Source organism: Streptomyces sp. NPDC006487 (genome assembly GCF_042870555.1).
In the GTDB taxonomy this organism is placed as follows: domain Bacteria; phylum Actinomycetota; class Actinomycetes; order Streptomycetales; family Streptomycetaceae; genus Streptomyces.
The window spans coordinates 1-24,075 of record NZ_JBIAHN010000008.1 but is presented as its reverse complement, the minus strand read 5'-3'; the positions used below and the strand labels follow the sequence as shown (position 1 = coordinate 24,075).

The window sequence follows — 24,075 nt, the reverse complement described above, 5'->3', positions numbered from 1 at the left end:
CTCTTATTGCGCGTTGTTCGGAAGAGCTTCGTTGACCACCTTCACCAGGGTCCCTGGGGTTGCGGCCGTGTAGACGATGTCGAACGAAAGCTCGACCCCGAATTCGTTCTCGATACGCGTCAGCGTGTTGAACAGCGACAGCGAGTCGTAACCGAGGCTGTCGAAGTCCGCGTCCGCGATGTCTCCGCCCAGCTCGATTTCGCTCCAGACGTCTTGGTCGGCGCATTCCCGCAGGATGCGTACCAGGTCATCGAGAGTAAATTCCTTCACTTTCCTCCTCCTTCATCGAATGGGTGTCGGAAGCCTCTTCCGGATCTGCTGCCTCTTTTTTCACCTGGGCGAGGCGCTTGTTGTTCAGCACGGGCAGGACCGCGAAGGCGGTGAGCGCCATGGCGGTACCGCCGACGTAGAAGGCGGCCTGGATTCCGAAGAACTTCGCCACCAGACCGCCCGCTATTCCTCCGACGGTGAAAGCGCCCACGGCGACGGAACGGTAGGCCGCGGTGACGCGGCCCATCAGTTCGTTGGGCACGATCTGCTGGCGGAGGGTGACGACCTGGATGGTCTGGATCAGGACGACGAAGCCGTCCAGCGCCATGAAGCCGACGGTGGCCGCCGGGCTGATCGCCAGCCCCATGCCGATGGCGGATCCGGCCGACAACAGGTTCGTCACCAGGATCAGCGTGCCCATCGGCAGCCACTCGCCGACCTTGCCGGCCACGAGGCCGCCGATGACCGCGCCGATGGCACCGGCCGCGAGCAGCACGCCGTACCAGCTGGAGGTGACACCCAGCACGTCCGTGGCGAGCAGCACGAGGATGCCGTACGTGGCGGCGCTGACGGCGTTGCCCATCGCTGCGACGACACTCAGCGACCGCAGCGTCGGCGATGACCAGTACCACCGCGCGCCGACGGCGATGTCCGAGGCGATGCCCTGCACCGTCAGGGGCTCCGCGGACGGCTCCTGCCGGTTCCGGGTGGCCGAGGGGATCAGTGCCAGCAGGCCTACGGCGGCCAGATAGCCGCCGGCTCCGAGCACGAACGGGGCCGCGGCCGCGGAGGCGAAGAGGAATCCGCCCATCGGCGGTCCGACGAACTCGTTGCAGACGACGAACGTCGTCTGCAGCCGTCCGTTGGCCCGGCCCAGGTCGTCCGGGGCCACCAGGGTCGGAAGCCACGCGGACGACGCACTGTCATAGAGCGTCTCGGCCGTCCCGATGGCGAAGAAGACCGCGTAGAGCAGCGGCATGGAGACGGCGTCGCCCAGGACGGCCACGGCGAGAGCCGCGAATCCGGCGACGCGGATCCAGTTCGCCGCCTGTGCGACACGCTTGCGGTCCAGCCGGTCCGCGAGGGCTCCGGATATGAAGGCGAGGACCAGCCACGGGGCCCTCTGCGCCACGGTGATGCCGGCGATCAGCGCCGGGTCGTGGGTCACGGTGGCCGCGAGCAGAGGTGCTGCGGCCAGGCTTACCCCGTCCGAAAGGTTCGATGTGGCGGTGGCTGCCCACAGCTTCTGGAAGGGCTTTCTGCCGGGTGTGGGGTCCATGGTCAGTTCTCCTTGAATGAGGCTTCACGAGCCACGGCTTCGGACAGCGCGGCTATGGCACGGGACTCGGCCAGCGGCATCGTCCAGTCGCGCCCGCCGCTCTCGCCGCCCACCGCGCGATTGAACTCGTCCACCATCAGCCGGTAGGAGTTGACGTCGGAGTACTCCGTCACCGTCTCCCGGCCGGATGCGTCGCGGTGGACCAGGTGCACGGTGTCCCGGGCCACCGCGGAGAACGGCCAGTCGGGCAGCGAGAGCTGCTCTCCGGCTCCGCGCAGGTCGAAGACCTCACGCGGCCGTTCTGCCGTGAACGACACGTGGATCGCGGCCGTCGCGCCGTTGTCCCATGCCAGTGTCGCCGTCGTGCTCGTGTCGATTCCGGTCGGGCCGGTGGTCATGGAACTCGATACGACCCGGGGCACCTGCCAGCCGTTCACTGCCAGCACCGCGCTCAGGACGTAGCCCCCCAGGTCGTAGAGTGCGCCGCCGCCCCGCGCCGGGTCCCACCGGTAGTTGTCGTGGTCCGCCCGGTGCACGGCGAAGGTCGCATCGACGTGCGCTCCGTGCCCGAAGGACGCGGCGATCCGTTCTGCCGCACGCATCCGGGGGTGCCACCGGTACCACATGGCCTCCGAGACGGTGCGCCCGGCACGGTCGGCGGCCTCTGCGATCCGGTCCACCTGCGCGGCGGACAGGGCGAGCGGCTTTTCGCACAGCACGTGCTTCCCCGCCTCGAGCGCCTTGACGCACCAGGCCAGGTGGCTCTCGTTGCTCAGGCTGATGTAGACGACGTCCACGGCGTCGTCCGCCAGCACGTCCTCGTAGTCGGTGGTCGCCTTGTGGGGGGAGAGGGCCTCGGCCCGCCCCAGTTCCCTGGCGGCCGCGATCCGCAGGGTGGCCCGCCGGGCCTGGTGCACAGCCGGTGCCATGGCGACCCTTGCCGCACGCCCGGCCCCGATGAATCCCCAGTTCAGCACGGGAACTCCACCTCGGTACCGTGCGAGAGCAGGGCTCCCGTCAGGCTCCGGGCAGCAGCGGTGGCCGGGTTGCGACGACGGATCTCCTCGCGCAGGAGCGCCATCCCTTCCAGGACACCGCAGTGGGCCAGTACGCCGGCGTCGAGCGCTGCGAGACCGAGGTGGCGGGACAGCCGCAGCACGGTCTGCTTCGCCTGCTCGTCGTCCCCCGCCACCAGGTTGAGCGCCCCCGTGCCGTCCGAGGCGAGGTCCTCCGTCGTGCAGGTGCTGAAGGCCTTGACCAGACGTGCGTACGGGATGCGCCGGGCGATTTCGACCGCTCCACTGGTGTCGGGAGGCAGGACGATGCCATCGCCCTCTGCGGTCAGGGGGTTCGTGGCATCCACGACGATCCGGCCCTCGGCGAACCCGGGGAACTTCTCCGCCAGGTTCAGGGCAGCGGCGAAGGGGAGCGCGAGGACCACGATGTCCGCTCCGTCGAGCGCTTCGAGCGTGGGCCGCACGGCACCCCGGTCCAGCAGGGGGCCCGGGTGGCCGGGCGTCCCGGCATCGGTGCGGCGTGTCGCGACCCGCGTGCCGACTCCGTGGTCCATCAGCCGCAGGGCGAGCGCCGTTCCGAAACGGCCGGCGCCCAGCACGCACACGGAACCGTAGGTGTCGTCAGTCACGGGATCCCCCCAGAGTGCGGCAAGCGAGAGCGTGCGCGCTCTTCAGGACGTCGAAGCAGACGTCGGATTCTTCGGCGTCCCTCGGTGCGAACAGCAGGACGGTGCCCCGGGGGAGCCGGTCGCCGGCGAGCGGGTGGTACTCGCCCCATCCCGCCTCGACGACCGAGGCCGCCTCGGCCGGCGGCAGGCTGACGTGCCACGAGCCGTCGTACGAAGGGTGGGCGTGCGCGAACTCGAGCGGCCGGCCGTGTTCCCCCGCCTCCGTGAGGTGAAGGCCGACGGCGCCCGGGACGGACACCCTGGTGGCGGACACCTCGACGCCGGCGAGCTCCTCGCACCGGTGCAGGAGCCGCCGTTGTACGTGGTAGGGGGAGTTCTGGGTGAACTGCTGGTGCGGCACGGTGGCACTGGTGGCAGGCCGCGGCCCCGGGCGTTCGGGCAGGCGCATCACAGCTGCTCCGCATCGGTCGATGCCGGCCGGGAGACGCGATCTGCCGGGCCGAGGTGGTTCACGACGGCGTCGACATTGGACTGCACGTGGCGAGTTGAGCCGGATCCGGGAATCGGCACCACGTGGTCACCGAGGTCGAGCAGTACACCGAGCGCCACCTGGGCAGCGGGAACGGCCCTGCGTTCGGCCGCTCGCAGCACCCGCGGCTCGGTCAGCAGGGCACCTTCGGCGAAGGGCTGGTAGGCCATGACGGTGATGCCCCGCTCCTTGCAGTACGCGATCAGGCGCAGGTCGTCCGGCGTGATGCGCAGGGCGTGCAGATGGTTCTGCACGCTGGCGATCGGCCCTTCGCGCTCGGCACGCCGAAGCTGCTCGAGCGTCACGTTGCACAGTCCGATGTGACGGGCCAGGCCGCGGCGCCGCATGTCCTGCAGGGCGCCGACCTGGTCCTCCAGGGGAATCCTGGTGGAGGGGTGATGCAGCTGCAGCACGTCGACCGCTTCGAGCTTCAGCCTGCGCAGACTGCCTTCGGCGGCCCGGGCCAGGCCCGCCGGATCCGCGTCGACGGCCCAGCCTGCGTTCGCGTCACGCACCACACCCACCTTGGTGGCCACGAGCGGCCGGGAGTCACGCCGGCTCAGCGCCTCGCCGATGATGCGCTCGGACCAGTAGGGGCCGTAGCAGTCGGCGGTGTCGATGACGGCCACCCCGCTGTCACAGGCGAGGTGGACGACCCTGCGGCTCTCGTTCTCGTCCCGCGGCGGGCCGAAGGAGTCGGGTCCGGCCAAGCGGTTGCCACCCAGGCCCAGTCGCAGGGGCCCCCACGACAAGGCGGGTTCCACCGGGGACGGGTTTCCGGGGGTGACGTCGTTCAGTGCACTCATGACGCGAGGACCTCCAGTCGGTCAAGGCCCCTGCCCAGGAAGCGGCCCGACCAGCGCAGCGGCTGCTCCGTGTGGAGGGACAGCAGGGGGAGACGGTCGAGGACCGCGCGCAGCATCGCTTCCAGCTCGACCCGGGCCAGTGACGCGCCCACGCAGTAGTGCGGACCCTGGGAGAAGCTGAGGTGGGGATTGGAGGCGCGGTCGAGGCGGTACGCGTCCGGATCGTCGAAGACCCGCGGATCCCGGTTGCACAGCCCCAGAAGTACGGCGACCTGGGCCCCGGCCGGTATGACCGTGTCTCCCACGACGGTGTCTTCGGTCGTCCTGCGCATCACCACGTGCGCCGGGCTGTGCAGCCGCAGGAGCTCCTCGATCGCCGGAGCGACCAGCGTCTCGTCCGCTACCAGCCGCTCGAACCGCTCACGGCGCCACAGCAGCGACAGGAGCATGTTCCCGAAGAAGTTGGCGCTCGTCTCGAAGCCCGCGACCACCAGCAGGATGCAGGTGGCGAGGAGTTCGTCGTCGTCGATGCCCGCGGCAACGGCCCGTTCGGCCATGATCGGCAACAGCCCCGATCCCCCGGGGGCCCTGCGGTGCGCGGACAGCTGTTCCCGGAAGAAGCCGAGGATGTCATCGGCACTGCGGTTGAACTGCTCGTCACTGGTGTGCCGGGACAGGGAGACGGCCCACTGACCGAGGAAGGCGCCCTCGACCGGGGACACGCCCAGCAGACGGCAGATGGCATCCGACGCGACCGGGTAGGCCACCGCCGCCATGATGTCGGTCTGCCGGTCCCCCGCCGGGCCGGCCCCGTCCAGCCGGTCCAAGCGGTCGCAGGTCGCCTGGCGGATGCCGGCCTTCAGCTCCGCCAGACGGGCGGGCGTGAAGCAGTCGCCGACCATGCGCCGCAGCCGCATGTGCTGCTGGGCGTCCTTGAACATGAAGAAGCGCGAGGAGACCTGCTCCCAGATGCCGAGCCCGGGATTCCTGGTCATGCTGCTCACGGTGCGGTCCCTCAGGAGCTGTACTGCTTCCGGATGGCCGAGGACCAACCAGACTCCTTCGCCGGTCTGCTGGACGACCTTGCTCCGGTCGATCTTGCCGGCGAAGCGCGCCGCGACCTCGTCCTGGGGGTCCTGTCCTACGTGATCGATCACCATGTGGAGGTCGTCTCCTCTCCTGTTCGGTGGTGGCGGCGGTGTGCCGGGTCGAATCCCGGATAGTCGGGCGGGGTGAAAGGTCCACGGGCCCCGCCCGGGCCGCTCGCCGGGGCGAGCTGGGCGACGAGCTGCTCCGGGTGATCGGCCATGAGGCTCGATGCCGCGGCGTACACGAACTGGTATCCGACCGTGCTGCTGTAGGTGTCCCGGAGGTAGAGCATGTCCAGCGTGCCCGGAGGCGGCTCGCAGAGGCCCAGCTCGGCGGCCTCCGTCAAGAAGTAGAAGTGGTTCAGCCAGGCTTCGGTGTGGCAGTACGAGGCCCAGAGCCGCCGCCTCTCGCCGGCGTCCGGGAGTGCGGCGAGGTACCTGTCGAACCCCACCCGTCCGAGCGCCAGCGCTGCGGCCTCGGATTCGACGTAGTGCACGATGCCCTCGGTCGGCCCCGGCCCGGGATCGGCTTCGTAGAGGAAGTGCCCCAGCTCGTGGAGGAGCACCGCGAGGGACGATGTGGTGCCGTCGTCGGTGGCCAGGATGCGAAAGCCGGTGGCCGTCTTGGCGGTCCGGCCGGCTGGACCGCCGCCCGGCGGACTGGTGACCGTGGCCAGTGCTTCCTCGTCCGGGAGCGAGAGCTCCTTCAGCACGACCCGGGCCGCTTCGACCGCGCTGCTCCGCAAGGCAATGGCCCGCAGCCAGGAATGTTCGATCAGCGGTACGGAGCGGTCGGCGTAGCTCTGCAGCAGAGGGGGAGCCAGCCGTGCCATGGCGGTACGGCTCCGCTCGATCTGGGCGCCGTAGAGCTCCCGCAGGTCGTCGGAGAGCGGGTGCACGCCCACCGCACGACGGCGTGCGGCCCAGAGGTCCGCAAGCTGTCCGGGGTTTCTCCGCAACGTCCGGGCAGCCTCGACGTAGCTGGTCTGGAAGAGGTCCCAGCCGCTCTGGATTCTGGTCAGCACAAGAAGTTCTGGCACCGAAGTCACCGATCTTTCTCAGGATCCGGAGCTCGAGGAGCGGCTGAGCCTGTACAGGCGGGAGCCGTCGCTGAACCGCATCCGGTCTCCGTCGATCACACATCTGGGGTACTGCTCTCCGGGTACCGCGTAGACGTGGGCGGCCGTCCTGCGCAGCGCGAGCTCGAACCCGCTCCGCGTGCGCACGGTGGCCACGTCCGCCGTCACCTCGGCTCCGAGGGAGTCGCCGGCGTAGATCCCGGTGTCCTCGGTGCGGCCGTCCGCCGACGTCGCACTCTCCGTCGGCAGCAACCCCCCTGCGGATGCTGCCGGAGTGCCCACCGAGGTGGTGGCGAGCGCCTGCTTGACCACCGTGCGCAGCTCGGGCGGAGTGACCGCGGCCGTCGCCGCGGCGACGATGTGGACGTCCTCCTGGGGGTAGCTCGCGAATTCGGTGGTGAATCCGGCGCTGGCCCCTTGGTGGTGGTAGTACGTCCGTCCTTCTTTGTCCTCGTCGACCAGGACGGACATCGCCATCTTCGGATGGAGATGACGAGAGAGCAGTTCTCCACGGATCCGGCCGCCCACGGTGCCGTTCCCGCCCGCACCCCGCAGGTGGGCCGCGATGTCGACGAGCAGCGTCATGAGGTCCCCCGGACGCGCCCAGAGACCCCCGGCGCATGTCTCGGGGTAGTGCAGGGAGCCGTGCGGAACGGGTATCGCCGGATTGATGAAGCCTTTTGCCAGGAGGGGGTTCGCCGGTCCTTCGAGCGAATCGGCCAGCACGGCCGCACCGGGGGAAATCCGGCGGATCGCCTCCGGGAGGAGTCCGGCGAGGTCACGTCCCTGTCCGAGTTCTGTCTGAAGAAGGGCGAAGGCGCCGCTGCAGTAGGCGACGCGCCCCGTCGGTATCCCGGTGAAGGCCAGTGCCGGCGACCGTCCCTCACCGGCGATGATCTCCGTTACGGTCGGCACCTTCTCATCGCGCGCGTACCCGGGAATGCTGCGTACGTTGAGGCCCGTGATGTGATGGAGGACCTGCCGGGGCGTGAGGGCAACCTGCTGACCCTGATAGCGGGGAATCAGCTGATCGACGAACCGCATCGGCTCGTCCACACTCAGATCACCCTGTGCGTCCAGAACGAGACATGCTGCCGCGGTGATGAACTTCGAGATCGAACCCAGCTGGTAGTACTGGTCCGCCGGTGTCACGCCGGCCTGTCCCGGTCCCCACTCGACCAAGGTTTCGCGCCCCTTGTCGACGAGGAGCACCACGATGTTTCCGCTGGTTCCTGCCTCCACGATCGCCTGGTCGAGGGCGCCTTGAATCATCGCTTTCGGTGTCACTGCATCACGAATCCGAGCTGGGAGTTGGGGCGAAGTGGCGGGGTTCCTCAGGAGGGACCCGGGTCCGATACGAAGAAGCCGACGACAGCCGTCCGGGGCTGGTCTCCCGCGCTGGGCGTCACCGGCGCGACCCGGTGGTGGACCTGGGAGGTGAGCAGGACCAGACGGTTGGGGCGGGCAGAGACGAAGATGCCGTGCCCGATGTCGTTCCTGTACTGCTCGGCACGCACGTCGAGCATGAAGTCGGGCCCCAAGTCGCCGTTGATCTCCCGGGGCCGGCCTTCGGGATCCCCGGTTCCGTCCCGGCCACCCGCTTCGTCCTCGGCAAGGACGAACAGCTCGCCGCCCCACGAGGAACCCCAGCGCGGATGCCCGTAGAAGACGTAGGCACCCAGCAGGCTCTCGGCGTCGTTGTGCCAGTTCAGACCTGCTCCCACCCCCGACAGCACCGTGCGGCCGGTGACGGTGGACCCCTTGCCGGTGATCCCCTGCGGGTAGCTGTCCTGGAGTGGTTCGTCCGGCCGGGCGATGCGTTCGACGAGTTCGCCCACCCGGCTCATCCCCGGCGGAGTGGAGTCCACCCGACCGCGGGTGGCCAGTTCGCTCTGAAAGACCGGGGCCGCTGACAGTCCGTACGCCTTGACCCATTCCTTGGAATGCATGGGGCGGTAGGACAGGAACTGCAGTGAGGTGGCCAGCGATGCGAATTCGGCCTCGCCGAGAAAGTCATCCACCACGGTGAGGTGCGGAGTTCTAATGGTGATCTTCATGGGGGATGTCTTCCTGCGATGCCGTCGCGTTGTCACGCTTCAGAGGCGGGGCGGGCCGACGGCCCGATGGGTGCGCCGGCCCGCCCCTCGTCCCTGTGTTAGACCAGGTCGAGGACATCCGCGGGAACAACGGCCAGGTTGCGCGGCCACGCCAGCATCTCGATGTCCTCGAGCACCGACTTCTCCTCGACGAGCTCGATGTTCTTCGTGTCCTGGGAGTCCATGATTATTCCTTTCGTGGGAGGGGAGTCCGCCGACTCCCCTGTTCATTTGATTCGGCAGGGTCGAGCCGGAGTTTTCCGAAGGTTTCCCCCGGTCGTTCCGAAGCATCTGCCTGCCTGCTGAAACAAGAATTGCCCAGGGGGCGGCGGCGCGGCAATGACGGCAGTGGAGCATGAAGTGACGTTGCAGGAAGCGGAGGGCAACGGGCCCGGCTGGTACTGGCCGCCCTCAGCCTCCTGCAACGTCACTTCATGAGCACCTTCGGCTCTTGTCCGGCGAAGGCCGTCGGGAGAAGCTCCCGGGCAGTCATCATTGGAGAATCACGGAGGAATCATGGAATACACAAGAGATCTCTCGTGCGCGATGGAGGACTTCGTCTCCACGTTGACGGCCGGCGACTTCCTGTCGAAGACCTATCACCGCGAACACCGCGTGTTCCCCGGGGCCGCGGAGAAGATCAGGGACGTCTTCGGCTGGGACGACCTGAACGAGCTCCTGGAAACGCATCAGCTCCGGTCCCCGCAGATGCGGTTGGCGCGGGACGGCAAAGCGCTGGCCGAAGCCGCGTACATGGAATCGCGTACCGTCCGTCGCGGTCGCCATCGCGTCCGCCTCGACCCGGTGAAGCTGCGCGCGGCGCTCGGCGCGGGCCACACGCTCGCGATGAGGTACCTGGACGAGATCCACCCCGGGGTGTCGCAGCTCTCCGAGGCGTTCGAGCGCAGGCTGCACGGCGACTTCGAATTCAACCTCTACGCTGCCTGGGCGCCCACCGGCAGCTTCAACGTCCACTGGGACAACCACGACGTCTTCGTCATCCAGCTCCAGGGCAGGAAGCGGTGGCGCATCTTCGGGCGCAACGAGTTCTCCATGCACCCGGCGGACTCGGCCATGGGCACGCCGCCCACCGAGGTCATCGACGAGCTGGTGCTCTCGCCCGGCGACGTGCTCTTCCTGCCGCGGGGCTTCTGGCACGACCCGGTGACCGAGGAGGGCCCGTCGCTCCACATCACCGGCTCGGTCCCCTGCACCACCGGCATGGACCTGGTCCGTTGGCTGCTGGAGCAGCTCCGCGAGGACGAAGCGATGTGCGCCGAGCTGCTGCGCTTCGGGAATCAGGAGGACCCGCAGGAGGTGCTGCGGAAGGTCCGGGAGCGGCTGAGCGGGGCGTTCGCGCAGGAGGGCCTGCTGGAGCGGTTCTTCGCCGCCCGGGACGGCGCACGGTTCGGCAGGTTCCGGATCGGGCTCCCGGACGTCGGCGGCACGGGCGGGGCCGACCCCGAGGCGTAGGCCGGCGCGGACCCCGTCGGGGGCTCGGCCCCGCGCCCGGCCCCGCGCCCGCCCTCAGGCGGCCGGCGCCGCCTCCCGGGTGTCGGCGGTGTAGCCGGCGTACGGCACGATGTCCGCGGCCGTCAGGCCGTTGGCCTGCGCCACGGCGAGGGCCTGGTACCAGCCGGTGTACGCGGTCCAGAACATGATCATGTTGAGCTGGTAGTAGAGCTGCGCGTATCCGGCGTCGGCGCCCCGGTAGTCGGTGGCGGCGAGCACGTCGAGCGCCGCGCGGTGGGCCGCGTAGACGTCCTCGGGTCCGCTGACGAAGACGGACGAGTCCTCCTGGCCGATGCCGGCCGGCGGGACGTTGACCCCGCCCGTGAGGGTAGGAGGCCCCGCGCTCCTGCGCCCAGCGGGCCGCAGCCCGGGCCTTGTCGGGTACGTCGGAGGACAGGTTGGCCATGGCCCGGTGACGGCCACGGCCCTGGAGTCGGTCGGCCGCCTGCCGGAGCTGCAGGCGGCCTGCGCCCGGGCCTTCGCGAACTGGCAGCGGCTCGTCGCCGCGAAGCTCCTGGCCTGCGGCCACCCGGCGCCGGAGGCGCGCGACCTGGCGGTCACCGTGATCAACACCTTGGAGGGCGCCGAGATGACCTCCCAGGTCACCCGGGACAGGACCCCCTCGTCCTGGCGGGCCGGCACCTCGCGCGCCTCGTCTCCTCGTACGCCTCCTGAGCCGCTCCGAGGCCCGTCAGTGCCCTCGCTTCGGGCCGCGGGGCCGGGCCGGATCGGGGCTGGGCTTCCGGCAGTAGTCCATCAGCCGGAAGGCCCGCTCGCTGTACTCGCTGGGTGCGAACAACGCGGTCAGGAACAGCATTCCGACCCCGGCGACGATCACCATCGCGCCCTGGCCTGCGCCTGCCGTGAGGTGGTCCGTGGCATCCATCGATGTCCTGCCTCTCGCTGAGTTCTCGCCCGGGTGCCGGACGAGCGTGCTCGGGTTTCCTGTCGTTCACCGTAGGAGCCGGAAGGGGGGCCGTCGGAGTTTGGGAGGAACCCGCAACCCGGGTCCCACCGGCGTGGTACGCCCCCCTGGGTGGGGCTCGCCCGGGTCTTGAGCGCCCGTACCCCGCGGGTCTTTGGTCGGCAATCCGTCCGCCGATTTTCCCTTTATTGCACCTCTTTTATTAATTGCCCTTGTTTGTCGGCTATACCTGAATCATCCGGTCCGTATCTGGTGTGACCCTCGGAGCCGTCGCAGGGCGACGCCACGAACGACTGAGACCCCGTCGGTCCCGGCCCGGGGCCGCCGGAGTGGCCACGATGATCAGGTCCCCCCAGCAGAGAACAGGAGCAGCCCGTGACTACGTACGACCTGTCGGTGGCCCGGCGGCGCAGCGCCGAGTTGGAGGAGCGGATCGCCGCCGGTCCGGGTGGGTTCCGGGTGCTGACCGGGGACCGGCCGACCGGGCGGCTGCACCTGGGGCACTACTTCGGGACGCTGCAGGGCCGGGTACGGCTCCAGGACCTGGGGGTGGACACCTTCGTGATCGTGGCCGACTACCAGGTGCTCACCGACCGGGACGTGGCCGAACGTCTCGGCGAGCACGTCGAGGAGCTCGTGCTGGACTACCTGGCGGCCGGGATCGACCCCGAACGCTCCACGGTCTTCGCGCACAGCGCGCTGCCCGCGCTCAACCAGCTCCTGCTGCCCTTCCTCTCCCTGGTGTCGGTGGCGGAACTGGGCCGCAACCCCACGGTCAAGGACGAGATCGCGCACTCCCGGCAGGCTTCGGTGAGCGGGCTGATGTTCACCTATCCGGTGCACCAGGCCGCCGACATCCTCTTCTGCAAGGCCGGGGTGGTGCCCGTGGGCCAGGACCAGCTCCCGCACCTGGAGGTCACCCGCACCATCGCCCGCCGCTTCAACGAGCGTTACGGGGCCGACGGGCCGGTCTTCCCCGAGCCGGAGGCCCTGCTGTCCGCGGCTCCGCTGCTGCTCGGCACGGACGGCACCAAGATGAGCAAGTCCCGGGGCAACGCGATCACCCTGTCGGCGACCGCCGACGAGACGGCCCGGCTGCTGAAGGGCGCCAAGACCGACGCGGTCCGCCGCATCACCTACGACCCGGCCGCCCGCCCCGAGGTCTCCAGCCTCGTCCTGCTCGCCGCGCTGTGCCAGGACCGGGACCCGGACGCGGTCGCGCAGGAGATCGGCGACGGCGGCGCGGCCCAGTTGAAGAAGGTCGTCACCGAGGCCGTCAACGAACACTTCGCACCCCTGCGGGCACGCCGTACGGAGCTGGCGGCCGACCGCGGCCACGTGCGCGAAGTCCTGCGCGCCGGCAACGAACGCGCGAACGCGGTCGCCGAGACCACCCTGGCCGAGGTCCGCGCCGCGATGGGGATGGCGTACTGATCAGGCGGCTTCGGCCGCGTACCGGGACCTCAGCTCCGAGACCACCCCGAAGAAGGCCGCGGTCAGCGGTACGGCCAGCAGCATCCCGAGGATGCCGGCGACGCTCGCTCCGGCCGTGATGGCCAGCATGACCACCGCCGGGTGCATCTGCACGGTGCGGCTCTGCACCATGGGCTGGAGGATGTACCCCTCGATCATCTGGACCGCCAGCACCACGCCAAGCGCCCACAGGCCGATCACCCAGCCGCGGTCGGCGAGGGCGACGAGGACCGCGACGGCGCCGGAGAGGAAGGCGCCGAGGTAGGGGATGTAGGCGGTCACGAACACCAGGGCGGCCAGCCCCACGGCGCCGGGGACCCGCAGGATCAGCAGACCCGCGCCGATGAGCACGGCGTCGACCAGGGCCACGAAGGTGGTCCCGCGCATGAAGCCCTCGACGGCCCCGTACGCGCGCCGCCCCATCGCCTCCATCAGGTCGCCCGAGCCGCTCGGCACCATCGAGCGCAGGGTGCCCACGGCCCGGTCGGAGTCGCGGAGGAAGAAGAAGATCAGCACCATGGCCAGCAGGGCCGTCGCGAGCATCGTCGCGACCACGCTGAGCCCGGTGACCACGCCGGAGGCGGCCGTCCCGCCGAACTTGGCGAGCAGGTCCTTGGAGTTCTCGGCCACGTCCTCCAGGGAGGTGCCGAGCGCCCCGAAATGCTGCGCGAGGTCCGCGCCGGCCTTCCGCAGGGAGTCGATGATCTGGTCGCCGGTCTCGATGAGCGCGAGGACGACGATGTAGCCGGCCCCGCCGACCACGGTGGCCACGGTCAGGCAGGTGAGGGCCGCGGCGAGCGAGCGGTTGACCTTCATGCGGACCAGCCGCCGGTGCATCGGCCCGAGCAGGGCCGTGCCGAGCACGGCGAGCAGTACGGGCGTGACCACCGTCCGGAAGACGGCGCACAGCCACACCACGAGGGCGAGGACGGCGGCGGCGAGGAGGACGACGACGCACCAGGCGGCGAGGCGGCGTACGGGCGCGGGCAGCAGGGGAGTTGTCGGCACGGCTCATCCATACACGGCCGGGGGGCCGCCCCCGGGCGCGCCCCGCCGGGGAGCGCGGCCCCGGGGAGCGGGTGTCACGGCTTGACGATGACCTCGTCGACGCGGCTCTCGGCGAAGAAGTGGGTCGCGTCGGTCTCTTCGTAGCGGGCCATCCAGGAACCGGTCACCTCGGCGCCGAAGGTCTGGCTGAAGGTGCCGTCGGCTTCGGTGATGTCCCAGGTCAGGAAACGCCACGTGGTGCTTCCGGCAGGACGGAAGTAGTACTGGACCTTCTGGCCGGCGAGGGGCTTCCACGTGGGGTCGGCGTGGGTGAGCTTGCCGGTGACGGTGATCGTCCGGCCCTTCCTGACCGGTTCGGGCGAGGCGTTGAAGTCCGGGATGGCCGTCATGGTCCGGGCCACCTTGACGGCGGGGGTGGCCCAGCCGTGGATGGCCTTCGTGCCCGCGTACCGCAGCCGGACGTAGCCGGCGCCCGGGTAGGGCAGCGTCGACTCGATGTACGCGGGGGTGTTGGCGCCGGGCCTGGTGGTGACGTCCACGCTCTTGCGGGTGGTCCAGCCGGTCCTGCCGTCCGCCGAGTGCTGGACCTCCACCTTCAGGGAGGTGGTGCCGGCCGGGATCTCACCGCGGTCGAACTGGGCCTTCACCGTGACGGTCTTGTTCTTGTCCACCGCGGCCGTGAAGCCGGTGAACAGGGTGCCGGCGGTGGTGTTCACCTTCACCTGCGGGCCGCTTCCGTACAGCCAGGGAGAGTTCTCGACGACCGTCCACGGCTTGTCGTCGAGGAACTTCGGGGACGCGGTGAAGCGACCCGAGCCGTCGGTGTTGACGCTCTCCGCGCCGACCTTGACCGCGATGCCCGCGGGTGCCGGCTTGTACGTGCCGTCAGAAGACTCCCAGGCGACGGTTCCGCCGACCTTGCCCCGGGTCGCGTAGGCGCCGGTCTGCGTCGGGGAGTCCAGGGTGATGCGGGCCCTCACCGAGTTCACGTTGACTTCCGTGTGCGTCGCTTCCTTGGCGCCGTTCAGCTCGGTCGCGAGGTCCACGTGCACGTGGTACCAGCCGTAATCGATGTGGTCCTCGTGAACGGGCTCGGAACCGGTGATCACGACCTTGGACTCGAAGTGTCCCTGCGCGTCCGCGGTGACCGGCGTCGCGACGGTGCCGATCCGGCGGGTGACCGTGCCGCCCGCGAACGGCTTCAGCGAGCTGTCGCGGGGGTCGTAGATCTTGATGTCACCGGACACGACCGCGTCCCGCTTCGCCAGCGACACCCCGTTCGAGTAGTTCACCTTCTCGAACACCGGCCGCGGGACGTAGCTCAGGGCCGAGCGGTCCTTGTGGAGGACGGGCTCGCCCTCGGTTCCCACGTACTCCACGTCGACGGCGTACTGCCCGAGGTCGGCGAGGCGCAGCGGGCCGGTCGTGAGGTACTTCGTCATTTCGGGCATGTCCGAGTCGCACATCGACTCGCAGCGCTCCGTCTCGGAGAAGCTCGTGAGGGTGGCGGCCGGCGTGGACGTGCCCTTCGGGCGCAGGTGCACCTTGAGGCCCTTGGGCTGCTCCGGGGTGGGGAACTTGAGCAGGATGCCCGAGTCGGCCGAGATGACGAAGAACGTCGGATGGGGATCGGCCGCCTGGGCGGTCGTGGGCGCGGCCAGTACGGCCGCCGTGGCGATTGCCGTGCAGAGCACGGCGCTGATGCGCTTGTTCATGTGTCCCCCCGGGGATCCGTTCATCGGCCGGTCACTGGACCGACCGGTGAAGGGACCGCTCACGCCACCGGATGGTTGTACTAGGAGTCGCTCCCCGCCTCGGCGGGCTTGGACTGTTCGAGGAGCACGAACCACGTGGACTTGCCCTCGCCGCGCGGGTCGACGCCCCAGTCGTCCGCCAGCATCTCCAGCAGCAGGACGCCCCGCCCGCTCGACGCCATCTCTCCCGGGTGCCGCTTGTGCGGCAGCTCGTCGGAGGCGTCCGCCACCTCCACCCGCAGCCGGCGCGAGCCGAGCTCGCCCACGGCCTCGGCGACCAGCGCGGCGTCCCCGTCCGTGTGGACCAGTACGTTCGTCAGCATCTCGGAGACCATCAGCACCGCCGCGTCGACCTGCTCCGGGTCCGCCCAGTCGTGCAGCAGCTCCCGGATCTGCTGGCGGACCCCGGCGACCCGCTCCGGCTCCGCCTGGGCGACGGTCGTCATGGTGCGCCGGGCCGGCCGCGACGGGTGCAGCAGCGGGGTCTCGCAGCCGCAGCCCTCGCCCTCGCGGCAGAGCAGGACCACGGCGATGTCGTCCTCGCGCCGGTCGGCCAGCGGGCCGGTGGTGTGGTGCGAGGACGGGCCGTGCACCGCCTGGACCAGCAGGTCGGCCAGCCGCTCCAGGTGGCGGGGCTCCGGGTCCGCGTCCTGCGCGGCGTACGGGGTCTGCGATTCCAGGATGGCCCGCAGCCGGGCCCAGCCCGTGTCGAGGTCGTGCCCGCCCGTCTCGATGAGCCCGTCGGTGCACAGCATCATCGTCTCGCCGGGTTCCAGGGTGAACCGCGTCGTCGGGTAGTCGGTGTCCGGCACGATGCCGAGTGGCAGCCCGCCCGCCGTGGGCCGCATCAGGACCGTGCCGTCGGCCATCCGCACGGCCGGGTCGGGATGCCCGGCGCGGGCCACCTCGAGCAGGCCGGTCCGCGGATCGCACTCCACGTAGAGGCAGGTCGCGAAGCGCGGGCTCTGGAAATCGGAGTACCCGCCCGTCTCCCCGACGATGCCCGGCCCCGTGCTGGGCCCCGTGTCCTGCTCCGAGCACAGGCCCGCCAGGAAGCGGGAGGCGCGCGAGAGCACCGCGTCGGGCCGGTGGCCCTCGGAGGCGTACGCGCGCACCGCGATCCGGAGCTGGCCCATGAGCCCGGCCGCCCGGACGTCGTGGCCCTGGACATCGCCGATGACCAGCGCGAACCGTCCCGAAGGCAGCGGGATCATGTCGTACCAGTCCCCGCCGACCTGGAGCCCGCCGCCGGTCGGCACGTAGCGCGCGGCGAGGGTCATCCCGGGGATCTCGGGGCCCAGCTGGGGCATCATCGAGCGCTGGAGGCCCGTGGTGAGCTCCCGCTCGGACTCGGCCACTCCGGCGCGCTGGAGCGCCTGCGCGAGCATCCGGGCCACCGTCGTCAGGACGGAGCGCTCGTCGGGGGAGAAGGACACCGGGTGCTTGAACGCGGCCATCCAGGCGCCCATGGTCCGGCCGGCGACGATCAGCGGCAGGAAGGCCCAGGAGATCCGGTCGAAGCGCTGGGCGAGCGGCCAGGTGGCCGGGAAGCGCCGCTTGTAGTCGTCGGGGCTCGGGAGGTAGATCGCCCGCCCGGTACGGACGACCTCCGCGGCCGGGTAGTCGGTCTGCAGCGGCATGTCCGCGAAGGGGCCCTCGTCCCCGGGATCGTGCCCGTGGTGCCCGATGATCGACAGCCGGTCGCCGGACACACCGAAGACGGCCAGACCGTCGGGGATGAACCCGGGCATGGACAGCGAGGCCGCCACCCGCAGGACCTCGGCGGTGGAGCGGGCCTCGGCCAGCGCCCGCCCGGCGTCGAGCAGGAACGCCTCGCGCGAGCGGCGCCAGTCGCCGGTGATGGGGGTGTGCACGGCGGTGGTGCCGGGCTGGGCTTCGGCTATTTCCTGGATCGTGCCGATCAGCTCGTAGTCGAGGCGGCCGTCCGCGCCACGGTTCTCCAGCGGCTTCGAGCGGCTGCGCACCGTCCGCAGCACCCGTCCGTCCTCGTCCATGATCCGCAGCCGGGCCTCGGCGAGGGTGCCCTCGGCGACCGCGAGGTTCACGATGCCGTTGATCTCGTTCCAGTCCACCGGGTGGAAGCGCGAGCGCACGGCGACCTCGGGCAGCGCGACGGGCTCGGCGGGCAGCCCGAGCAGCCGGGCGGCCTCGCTGTCGAGGGTGACCGTCCCGGACGCGTTGTCCCATCGCCACAAACCGGTCGCGATGGCGGCCAGGACGTCCTCTGTGCGCACCCGGTCATCTTTACAGGTCATCCGCCTGACGTGCCTGTTCACCACCCCGTCGGGCGGCCCCGCACGGGCTCGCGTCCCGGACGGTAACCTTGGGACGGTTGAATCCACCCTGGTATCACGTAGAACTGGATGACTGATGCATCGGTACAGGTCCCACACGTGCGGCGAGCTTCGTGCCTCCGACGTCGCCTCCGACGTCCGGCTGAGCGGCTGGCTGCACAATCGGCGCGACCTGGGCGGCATCCTCTTCATCGATCTGCGTGATCACTACGGCATCACGCAGCTCGTCGCCCGTCCCGGCACCGCCGCGAACGAGGCGCTCAGCAGCGTCACCAAGGAGACCGTCGTCCGCATCGACGGCAAGGTCGTCTCCCGCGGCGCGGACAACGTCAACCCCGAGCTCGCCACCGGCGACATCGAGGTCGAGGTCACCGCGGTCGAGGTGCTCGGCGCCTCCGCCCCGTTGCCCTTCACCATCAACACGGACGACGGGGTGAACGAGGAGCGCCGCCTGGAGTACCGCTTCCTCGACCTGCGCCGCGAGCGCATGCACCGCAACATCATGCTGCGCTCGGCCGTCATCGCCTCCATCCGCTCCAAGATGGTGGCCCTCGGCTTCAACGAGATGGCGACCCCGATCCTCACCGCGACCTCCCCCGAGGGCGCCCGTGACTTCGTCGTCCCGTCCCGCCTGAACCCGGGCAAGTTCTACGCGCTCCCGCAGGCGCCGCAGCAGTTCAAGCAGCTGCTGATGATCTCCGGCTTCGACCGGTACTTCCAGATCGCGCCCTGCTTCCGCGACGAGGACGCCCGCGCCGACCGCTCGCCGGGCGAGTTCTACCAGCTCGACGTCGAGATGTCCTTCGTCGAGCAGGAGGACGTCTTCCAGCCCATCGAGCGGCTGATGACGGAGATCTTCACCGAGTTCGGCAAGGGCCGCCCGGTCACTTCCCCGTTCCCGCGGATCCCCTTCCGCGAGTCGATGATGAAGTACGGCAACGACAAGCCCGACCTGCGCTCCAAGCTGGAGCTCGTCGACATCACCGACGTGTTCGAGGGCTCCGAGTTCAAGGCGTTCGCCGGCAAGCACGTGCGCGCCCTGGCCGTCCCGGACACCGCCGGCCAGCCGCGCAAGTTCTTCGACGGCCTCGGCGAGTACGCGATCTCGCTGGGCGCCAAGGGCCTGGCCTGGGTCCGCGTGGGCGAGGACGGCGGCCTGACCGGCCCGATCGCCAAGTTCCTCACCGAGGAGAACGTCAAGGTCCTCACCGAGCGCCTCGGCCTGGCCGCCGGTCACGCCGTGTTCTTCGGCGCGGGCGAGTTCGACGAGGTCTCCAAGATCATGGCGGGCGTCCGCGTCGAGGCCTCCAAGCGCGCCGGACAGTTCGAGGAGGACGTCTTCCGCTTCTGCTGGATCGTCGACTTCCCGATGTTCGAGGCGGACGAGGAGACCGGCAAGATCGACTTCTCCCACAACCCGTTCTCCATGCCGCAGGGCGGAATGAAGGACCTGGAGGAGAAGGACCCGCTCGACATCCTGGCGTGGCAGTACGACATCGTCTGCAACGGCATCGAGCTGTCCTCCGGCGCCATCCGCAACCACGAGCCCGAGGTCATGCTGAAGGCCTTCGAGATCGCCGGTTACGAGGCCGAGACCGTCGAGCGCGAGTTCGCGGGCATGCTGCGCGCCTTCCGCCTCGGCGCCCCGCCGCACGGTGGCATCGCCCCGGGCGTGGACCGCATCGTGATGCTGCTCGCCGACGAGCCGAACATCCGCGAGACCATCGCCTTCCCGCTCAACGGCAACGCGCAGGACCTGATGATGGGCGCGCCCACCATCCTGGAGGAGTCCCGCCTGCGCGAGCTGAACATCGCGCTGCGCAAGCCGGTGGAGACGAAGACGACCGAGCCGGTCGACAAGGCGGTCAAGCCCCACCAGTGACGTGCTCACCGGCCTGACGGCCGTGAATGAGACCGCCGCCCTCCATGGAGGGCGGCGGTCTCATTCGGCTGTCTTGAGCCGCTGGGTCTAGATGTGGTCCAGCAGGCCCTTCAGGAGCGCCGCCGAGGTCAGTTCGGCCGGCGCGGGGCCGGCGTGGAAGAAGCCGGCGTTGTCGGCGTCCAGCTTGCGCAGGAAGTCGAAGGCCTTGGCATCGTGATCGCCGAAGGCGACGAACTGCCAGTGGATGCCGGGGGCCGCGGTGGCGGCGTCGGCGATCGCCTGGCGGGCGGGGCGGACGTTGTCGGGCGCGCCGTCCGTCTGGAACACGACCAGGGCCGGACCCTCGCCGCCGTCCTTCTGGTAGCGCTCCACGACGGCCTCCACGGCGACGTGGTAGCTGGTGCGGCCCATCCGGCCGAGCTCCGCGTGGCGGGCCTCGACCCAGGCCGCGTCGTAGGCGTCGAGGGACAGGTCGGCCGTGCCGTCCAGCTCGGTGGAGAAGAACACCGTACGGACGGTGGCCTCTTCGTCGAGGTGAGCGGCGAGGGCGAGGGTGTGGTCGGCGAGGCGCTGGACGCTGCCGTCCTTGTAGAACGGGCGCATCGAGCCCGACCGGTCGAGCACGAGGAACACGGTGGCGCGGGCGCCGGCCTTCCCCTTGGTGCGCAGGACCTGTCCGGCGGCCTTGTACGCGGCCGCGAGCGGGGGCGCTTGCCGCTTGAGGGCGGCGAGGGTGTGCGCGGGGCCGCCTTCGGCGGCATCGGCGGGGAGGAGCTCGGCCTCGGCCTCCTGGGTATCGGCAGGCTCCGCCTGGGCGGTGTCCTGCGCCTGCGGCGCGGCGGCGTCGGCCGCCACGGGCTCGGCCTCGGCCTCGGCGGCGGCCTGCGGCTCCGCCTCGGTCTCGGTGTCCGCTTCCGGGGCCGCTACGTCGGCCTGCGGCTCGGTGTCCGCCTCGGCGGCGGGCTCCTCCTCGGGCACTGCGGCCAGGGCCGGCTCGGCCTCGGCGGCGACCGGCTCGCCCTCGGGGGTGGCTGCTTCGGCTTCGGCTTCGGACGCCGGAGCGTCGAGCTGCTCGGCTTCGGCCTCGGCCACAACCTCGGCTTCGGCTTCGGCCACAACCTCGGGCTCGACCTCGACCTCGACCTCGGCCACAGCCTCGGGCTCGACTTCGGCCTCGGCCTCGACCTCGACCTCGACCTCGGCCTCGACCTCGGCCACAACCTCCGCTTCGGCTTCGGCCTCGGCTTCGATCACAGCCTCGGCCTCGGCCACAGCCTCGGCTGCGGCTTCGGTGACAGCCTCGGCTGCGGCGATCGGGGTCTCCTCCGCGGCCGGTTCCGCTTCGGCGGAGACGGGCTCCGCTTCGGTGGTGGCCGGGGCCGTCGTGGTGGGCGGCGCCGCCGGGGTTGCCGGCGAACCCCCGGTGGAGGACCGGCGGGCCTCCGGGACCGTGGGGTCCGGGTTGGACGCCGGGGCCGGGGCGGTGAGCACCGTGCCCGGTTCGAGGTCCCGGGGGGTGGACTGCGGGGGAACAGTGGGGTTGTCGAAGGAGGCGGCGACCAGCTCGGCCGCCGCGTCCAGGGGGGTGCGTTCGGTCTGGCTCGGGAGGGCCGCCGAAGGGGTGCCGGTCGTCTCCGGAACCGATTCAGAGGTCCGTCCGAACACCTTGCGCAACAAGCTCCGAATACCCATGGGCCAGGCCTTTCGCATGAGTGCGTGCGTCATTTGTCCGTGAGGCGCGGTAGATCCCTGCCCAGAGTGGACACGTAAGGTTATCGGCCCCTTGGCTGGAACTTCGGGAGGGGCACCTTTCGTGGCGCCCACTGCGCAAACACACCCGTTCCGCCCCCGAACTGCCGCCCCGACGTGCCGGATTCACCCGGCGTTCACCCATCGGCCGCCGCTTCGGCGCAACCCGCCCATAGCGTCACCGACGGATTGTTCCGACACGTTGTCGGGGACCGTGCATCTACGGAGGACACTCGTGCGCAAGCTCCTGCCGCTCATCGGCACTTCTCACGGGGGCGGCCGTTCCGCTCTCACCTGCCGCTACCGCTGCGGCGACGCCTGCTTCCACGAGGTGCCGAACACCAGCGACAACGAGTACGCCGGTGATGTCATAGCCCGCGCCTACTCCCGCCGCGCGATGCTCCGCTCCGCCGCCGTCGTCACGGTCGCCTCGGCCGCCGGTACGGCCATCACCCTGAGCGGCAACGGCTCCTCCGCCTCCGCGGACCCGACGGTCGAGGCGCAGCGCGCCGGCGCCGCCGGGGTCAACGCGGAGGGTGCCCGCGGTCTGCGCTTCAAGCCGGTCGCGCCGAACACCGTCGACCAGGTCACCGTCCCGGAGGGCCACGAGCAGAACGTGGTCATCCGCTGGGGCGACCCGATCGTCAAGGGTGCGCCGGGCTTCAACCCGGACAAGCAGACCGCCGCCGCCCAGGCCGGCCAGTTCGGCTACAACAACGACTTCCTGAGCCTGCTCCCGCTCGGCGGCGACTACGAGCGCCAGCAGCTGCTCGTGGCCAACCACGAGTACACGGACGAGCAGCTCATGTTCAAGGCGTACGACGCGGCCAACCCGACCCGCGAGCAGGTCGAGATCGCCTGGGCCGCGCACGGCCTGTCCGTGGTCGCGGTCCAGGAGGACCACCGCAGCGGCAAGCTGACGGCCGTCAGCCGCCACCGCCTCAACCGCCGTCTGACCGCCACCAGCGAGTTCAAGCTGACCGGTCCGGCCGCCGGCACCGACCTGGTGAAGACCTCGGTCGACGCCACCGGTACCAAGGTGCTCGGCACCCTCAACAACTGCGCCGGCGGCACCACCCCGTGGGGCACCACCCTCCACGGCGAGGAGAACTTCAACCAGTACTTCGGCAACGCCGGACTGGTCACCGACCCCACCCAGGCGGCCCGCCTGAAGCGCTACGGCGTGACGGCCGGCGCCACCGAGCGCAAGTGGGAGCGGTTCGACAAGCGCTTCGACGTCGCGCAGGAGCCCAACGAGTCGCACCGCTTCGGCTGGGTCGTCGAGCTGGACCCGTACGACGTGAACTCCGTCCCGCGCAAGCGCACCGCGCTCGGCCGCTTCAAGCACGAGGCCGCGCAGCCCCGCCTGACCGAGGACGGCCGCCCGGTCGTCTACATGGGCGACGACGAGCGCTTCGACTACTTCTACAAGTTCGTCTCCTCGAAGCAGATGAAGAAGGGCGCCTCGCGCGCGGCGAAGGAGCACAACCTCACGCTGCTCGACGAGGGCACCCTCTACGTCGCCAAGCTCACCGGCGACACCCCGGTCGCCGAGTTCGACGGCACCGGCAAGCTCCCCTCCGACGGCGAGTTCGACGGTTCCGGCGTCTGGATCAAGCTCCTCACCTCCTCTCCCGCCGGGAACGTCTCGCACGTCGAGGGCATGACCGCCGAAGAGGTGTCCGTCTTCACGCGCCTCGCGGGTGACAAGGTCGGCGCGACCAAGATGGACCGTCCCGAGGACGTCGAGCCGTCCCCGCGCACCGGCCGCGTCTACATCGCGCTGACGAACAACACCGACCGCGGCAAGCCGGGCAAGGAAGGCGCCACCGAGGCCAACCCGCGCAACCTGAACAAGCACGGCCAGATCCTTGAGCTCGCCGAGAACTTCGACGACCCGGCCGGCGACGGCTTCGCCTGGCGCCTCTTCCTGGTCGCGGGTGACCCGAACGACCCGGCGACCTACTTCGCGGGCTTCCCGAAGGACAAGGTCAGCCCGATCTCCTGCCCGGACAACGTCGCGTTCGACCCGCACGGCAACCTGTGGATCTCCACGGACGGCAACCAGCTCGGCTCGCACGACGGCCTGTTCGGTGTCGCGACCGCCGGTGACCGCCGCGGTGAGCTGAAGCAGTTCCTGACCGTCCCGCGCGGTGCCGAGACCTGCGGCCCGCTCATCCAGGACAAGCGCGTCCTGGTCTCCGTGCAGCACCCGGGCGAGATCGACGGCGCGTCCGTCGAGAAGCCGCAGTCCGTGTGGCCCGATGGTCCCGGCAAGATCGTCCGCCCGGCGGTCGTCTCGGTCTGGCGCAAGGACGGCAAGAACATCGGCGTCTGAGGTCTGACGTCCGACGCCTGAGCCGAGGTGAGTTGACCCGTGCGGGGGCGGGGGGGGGGGGGGGGTGGGACAAAAACCCCCCCCCCCCCGGGCCCCCGCGCCCCCGGGCCCCCCCCCCCCGTCGGGCGGGGGCGCCGCGCCCCCCCGGGGGGGGGGGGGGGGCCCCCGGCGGCGCCCCCGCGCCGCCCGCCGCGGGGGGGGGGGGCGGGGGCGGCGCCGCGGGGGGGGGGCGCGGCCCGGCGGGGGCCCCCCGACGCGGCCCGGATACCGGCCGGCGCCGTCGTGGTGCTGGGCGGCGGCCCGCTCGCCGTGGAGGCCGCCTTCGCG

General features: G+C 70.5%; 21 protein-coding genes and 1 pseudogene. 5 read left to right on the top strand and 17 right to left on the bottom strand.

From position 1 onward, the window contains the following. Positions 1-3: 3 nt before the first annotated feature. The 11 genes from ACFYM0_RS15115 to ACFYM0_RS15065 form a co-directional block, all read right to left on the bottom strand. Entirely contained in the window at positions 4-270 is a 267-nt protein-coding gene (locus ACFYM0_RS15115; RefSeq protein ID WP_388501066.1) for an acyl carrier protein, read from the bottom strand. Next, positions 248-1,549 (bottom strand): MFS transporter, encoded by a 1,302-nt coding sequence (locus ACFYM0_RS15110; RefSeq protein WP_388501063.1) that lies wholly within the window; start codon positions 1,547-1,549, stop codon positions 248-250. The genes ACFYM0_RS15115 and ACFYM0_RS15110 overlap by 23 nt, the downstream gene beginning before the upstream one ends. Positions 1,550-1,551: 2 nt before the next feature. Continuing rightward, the gene (locus ACFYM0_RS15105) at positions 1,552-2,478 is read right to left on the bottom strand and encodes a Gfo/Idh/MocA family protein (RefSeq protein WP_388501060.1); all 927 of its coding nucleotides are present in this window, start codon (positions 2,476-2,478) and stop codon (positions 1,552-1,554) included. 41 nt (positions 2,479-2,519) lie between these two features. Then, positions 2,520-3,194: an NADPH-dependent F420 reductase gene (locus ACFYM0_RS15100; RefSeq protein ID WP_388501058.1), complete on the bottom strand. Its 675-nt coding sequence runs from the start codon at positions 3,192-3,194 to the stop codon at positions 2,520-2,522. Then, positions 3,187-3,642 (bottom strand): phospholipase, encoded by a 456-nt coding sequence (locus ACFYM0_RS15095; RefSeq protein ID WP_388501055.1) that lies wholly within the window; start codon positions 3,640-3,642, stop codon positions 3,187-3,189. The genes ACFYM0_RS15100 and ACFYM0_RS15095 overlap by 8 nt, the downstream gene beginning before the upstream one ends. Then, a complete protein-coding gene (locus ACFYM0_RS15090) occupies positions 3,642-4,529 on the bottom strand; it encodes an aldo/keto reductase (protein WP_388501053.1) in 888 nt (295 codons plus the stop codon). Before ACFYM0_RS15090 ends, ACFYM0_RS15095 begins: the two co-directional genes overlap by 1 nt. Continuing rightward, positions 4,526-5,689 (bottom strand): cytochrome P450, encoded by a 1,164-nt coding sequence (locus ACFYM0_RS15085; protein ID WP_388501050.1) that lies wholly within the window; start codon positions 5,687-5,689, stop codon positions 4,526-4,528. The genes ACFYM0_RS15090 and ACFYM0_RS15085 overlap by 4 nt, the downstream gene beginning before the upstream one ends. Next, the gene (locus tag ACFYM0_RS15080; protein WP_388501048.1) at positions 5,683-6,657 is read right to left on the bottom strand and encodes a hypothetical protein; all 975 of its coding nucleotides are present in this window, start codon (positions 6,655-6,657) and stop codon (positions 5,683-5,685) included. The genes ACFYM0_RS15085 and ACFYM0_RS15080 overlap by 7 nt, the downstream gene beginning before the upstream one ends. Positions 6,658-6,675: 18 nt before the next feature. Further along, entirely contained in the window at positions 6,676-7,968 is a 1,293-nt protein-coding gene (locus tag ACFYM0_RS15075; RefSeq protein ID WP_388501046.1) for a serine hydrolase, read from the bottom strand. Positions 7,969-8,030: 62 nt separating this feature from the next. Beyond that, positions 8,031-8,753 carry a hypothetical protein gene (locus ACFYM0_RS15070; protein ID WP_388501044.1) on the bottom strand — a complete coding sequence of 241 codons (723 nt, stop codon included), beginning with the start codon at positions 8,751-8,753 and terminating at the stop codon, positions 8,031-8,033. 98 nt (positions 8,754-8,851) lie between these two features. Continuing rightward, positions 8,852-8,977: a hypothetical protein gene (locus ACFYM0_RS15065; protein WP_268254146.1), complete on the bottom strand. Its 126-nt coding sequence runs from the start codon at positions 8,975-8,977 to the stop codon at positions 8,852-8,854. Positions 8,978-9,308: 331 nt separating this feature from the next. Between ACFYM0_RS15065 and ACFYM0_RS15060 the strand changes: the two genes are divergently transcribed. After that, positions 9,309-10,265 carry a cupin domain-containing protein gene (locus ACFYM0_RS15060; RefSeq protein ID WP_388501041.1) on the top strand — a complete coding sequence of 319 codons (957 nt, stop codon included), beginning with the start codon at positions 9,309-9,311 and terminating at the stop codon, positions 10,263-10,265. A gap of 54 nt (positions 10,266-10,319) precedes the next feature. On the opposite strand, the gene ACFYM0_RS15055 is transcribed toward ACFYM0_RS15060, so the two are convergent. Further along, positions 10,320-10,523 (bottom strand): hypothetical protein, encoded by a 204-nt coding sequence (locus tag ACFYM0_RS15055; RefSeq protein WP_388501039.1) that lies wholly within the window; start codon positions 10,521-10,523, stop codon positions 10,320-10,322. A gap of 73 nt (positions 10,524-10,596) precedes the next feature. On the opposite strand from ACFYM0_RS15055, the pseudogene ACFYM0_RS15050 reads away from it, so the two are divergent. Continuing rightward, positions 10,597-10,866, top strand: a pseudogene (locus ACFYM0_RS15050) (hypothetical protein); the annotation flags it as partial. 129 nt (positions 10,867-10,995) lie between these two features. On the opposite strand, the gene ACFYM0_RS15045 reads toward ACFYM0_RS15050, so the two are convergent. Next, complete coding sequence (locus tag ACFYM0_RS15045; RefSeq protein ID WP_388501763.1) at positions 10,996-11,190, bottom strand: hypothetical protein; 195 nt, start codon at positions 11,188-11,190, stop codon at positions 10,996-10,998. Positions 11,191-11,604: 414 nt separating this feature from the next. Here ACFYM0_RS15045 and trpS point away from each other — a divergent pair, with 414 nt between their 5' ends. Beyond that, on the top strand, positions 11,605-12,663 hold the full coding sequence (gene trpS, locus ACFYM0_RS15040; protein WP_388501038.1) for a tryptophan--tRNA ligase: 1,059 nt from the start codon (positions 11,605-11,607) through the stop codon (positions 12,661-12,663). Here the strand turns inward: trpS and ACFYM0_RS15035 are convergent, their stop codons facing one another. The 3 genes from ACFYM0_RS15035 to ACFYM0_RS15025 all read right to left on the bottom strand — a co-directional run bounded on the left by ACFYM0_RS15035 (position 12,664) and on the right by ACFYM0_RS15025 (position 17,719). Further along, on the bottom strand, positions 12,664-13,710 hold the full coding sequence (locus ACFYM0_RS15035) for an AI-2E family transporter (protein ID WP_388501036.1): 1,047 nt from the start codon (positions 13,708-13,710) through the stop codon (positions 12,664-12,666). Positions 13,711-13,784: 74 nt separating this feature from the next. Further along, complete coding sequence (locus ACFYM0_RS15030; RefSeq protein ID WP_388501033.1) at positions 13,785-15,425, bottom strand: hypothetical protein; 1,641 nt, start codon at positions 15,423-15,425, stop codon at positions 13,785-13,787. Between the two features lie 80 nt (positions 15,426-15,505). After that, on the bottom strand, positions 15,506-17,719 hold the full coding sequence (locus ACFYM0_RS15025; RefSeq protein WP_388501031.1) for a SpoIIE family protein phosphatase: 2,214 nt from the start codon (positions 17,717-17,719) through the stop codon (positions 15,506-15,508). Between the two features lie 136 nt (positions 17,720-17,855). Between ACFYM0_RS15025 and aspS the strand changes: the two genes are divergently transcribed. Next, a complete protein-coding gene (gene aspS / locus ACFYM0_RS15020; RefSeq protein ID WP_388501028.1) occupies positions 17,856-19,661 on the top strand; it encodes an aspartate--tRNA ligase in 1,806 nt (601 codons plus the stop codon). 87 nt (positions 19,662-19,748) lie between these two features. Here aspS and ACFYM0_RS15015 read toward each other — a convergent pair whose 3' ends face one another. Further along, positions 19,749-21,353 carry a VWA domain-containing protein gene (locus tag ACFYM0_RS15015; protein WP_388501025.1) on the bottom strand — a complete coding sequence of 535 codons (1,605 nt, stop codon included), beginning with the start codon at positions 21,351-21,353 and terminating at the stop codon, positions 19,749-19,751. A 292-nt stretch (positions 21,354-21,645) separates the two neighbouring features. On the opposite strand from ACFYM0_RS15015, the gene ACFYM0_RS15010 reads away from it, so the two are divergent. After that, complete coding sequence (locus ACFYM0_RS15010) at positions 21,646-23,748, top strand: PhoX family protein (protein ID WP_388501022.1); 2,103 nt, start codon at positions 21,646-21,648, stop codon at positions 23,746-23,748. Positions 23,749-24,075 lie beyond the last annotated feature (327 nt).